Annotated in this window: 1 protein-coding gene; it reads left to right on the forward strand. The window is 66.9% G+C overall.

Annotation, left to right across the window (positions count from 1 at the left end; genetic code table 11):
• On the forward strand, positions 1 to 1297 hold a 1297-nt coding region (locus tag IF78_RS0142770), incomplete at its 5' end, for an RNA-guided endonuclease InsQ/TnpB family protein (protein ID WP_031498889.1).
• Positions 1298 to 1343 lie beyond the last annotated feature (46 nt).

The following is a 1343-nucleotide window of genomic DNA, read 5'->3' on the forward strand; positions in this document are numbered from 1 at the left end:
GTTCGGGCACCGTGCCCGGCTGGCGCTCAGCCCTGCCGAGACCCGGGTCGTTGACGAGCAGGCGCACGCGGCCCGGACGATGTGGAACTGCCTGCACGCCTGGTGGCAGATGATGCCGAAGGACAAGCGGACCCTTGCCGCCGCTGATGCGGCGATACGGGAAGCCCGCAAGGATCTCGACTTCCTTGCCAAGCTGCCCGCGCAGGCCTCCCAGGCGGTGCTGAAGACGTACTTCCGCGCCTGGGTGAACTGCTGGGAGGGCCGGGCGGACGAGCCGAACTTCAAGGCCCGGTTCCGGTCGGCGATGTCCGTGGACATCCCGCAGGGCCGTGACCTGAACATCGTCCGCGTCCACCGCCGCTGGGGCATGGTCAACCTGCCGAAGATCGGCCGCGTCCGTTTCCGCTGGACCAAGGACCTCCCCGTCGGCAAGAAGGCGAACACCGACAACCGGATCACCGGCGCACGGCTGGTCAAAGACGCGCTCGGCTGGCACATCGCCTTCCGCGTCCAGATTCTCGAAGGCAAGCAGTCACCTCACCAGGGCCCGGAAGTCGGCATCGACGCCGGAGTGAACATCCCCCTGGCCCTGTCCAACAAGGACCACCAGGACCACGGGCGCCGGCCGCGCCTGCCGGACGGCACCGCCGATCGGGACAAGTGGCTCACCCCGAAGGAGAAGGCCCGGCTCCTCACGCTTCAGCGGCAGGCCGCACACCGAAAATCCTTCCGCAAGAAGGGGGAGAAGACCTCCCGCCGTTTGCAGCACACCTACGACCAGATCAAGCAACTCCGAGCAAAAGCCACGCGACGAGCCCTTGACTGGCAGCACCGGACGACCACCTACCTCGCCCGTACCTACGGCACGGTCGTGGTCGAACAGCTCAACATCACGAACATGGTCACCTCCGCCCGGGGCACCATTGCCGAGCCGGGCACCAACGTCAAAGCCAAGGCCGGTCTCAACCGCTCCATCGCCCAAGAGGCGTGGGGACGCACGGTCACGATGCTGACGTACAAGCTCGCCCGCCACGGCGGTCGGCTCGTCAAGGTTCCTGCCCCCAACACCTCCCGGCGCTGCTCCGCATGCGGATTCACCGCACCGGGCAGCCGCAAGGACCAGGCCACGTTCGTATGCAAGAACCCCGACTGCGGCTTTCAGTGCAACGCCGACTGGAACGCGGCCCGGAACATCTTGCACCTGTACCGGATCGGCCACGTCATCGTGGAGGTCCCGGCCGCCGGAAGGCGCGGTCGCAGGGCGGGTAAAACCGTCAAGCCTGTCGCCGCAAGGTAGACAGGAATCCCCTCCCTGAGCTTGCGAAGGGAGGGGAGAGCTTCAA

This window comes from Streptomyces bicolor, assembly GCF_000719285.1.
Lineage (GTDB): Bacteria > Actinomycetota > Actinomycetes > Streptomycetales > Streptomycetaceae > Streptomyces > Streptomyces bicolor.